The following is a 539-nucleotide window of genomic DNA, read 5'->3' on the forward strand; positions in this document are numbered from 1 at the left end:
GGCCGGAACAGGTGCCGTGCGTGCGCCATTCATGTCCGGCAAGCCCCGCCGAGGGGACGATGTCGTACAGGCTGCGGATCAGATTGCTGGGCACGCGATCCGGCTCGGAACTCTGGCAGTTCTCGGGATAGCTATGCTCGTTCTGCGGCCATAGACCATGCACAACGAGACTATATCGATGCTTGCCGTTGCATTGCGGCGTCCGCCCGCCGGCGTCATGCCCGGCACACCAGGTCGGTGACCAGGACAGCGACAGAACGTAGAAATCGAATTCGACAGCGACGGCAGGTCGCGACAAAGCAAGGCCCGCGATCAGCGTCCATCCGGCAAGCATCACGCGGAGCAGGCGTCGCATCCTGTCGTTCCTCACCAGCCAAGGGTGTCGCGGATCGTCGAGCAATCCTTGCCGTAGACATGCCAGGGGTCGAGCCCTGCGACGCAGAATTCCACGTTGTCCGTGCCTGGCACGCCGGCGAAACCCCAAGGCCTGGCGATCAGATACCACATGTCGCGGCGGCTGCCATCGCTCAGTGCCGCGG

Annotated in this window: 1 protein-coding gene; it reads right to left on the minus strand. The window is 63.8% G+C overall.

Annotated elements, in window-relative coordinates; translation table 11 throughout:
- Positions 1-355: ribonuclease T2 family protein (locus AC1D0P_RS27900; RefSeq protein WP_477679698.1), on the minus strand; the 355-nt coding region annotated here is incomplete at its 3' end.
- Positions 356-539 lie beyond the last annotated feature (184 nt).

It is taken from the genome of Polaromonas sp. P1_G2, from assembly GCF_056405515.1.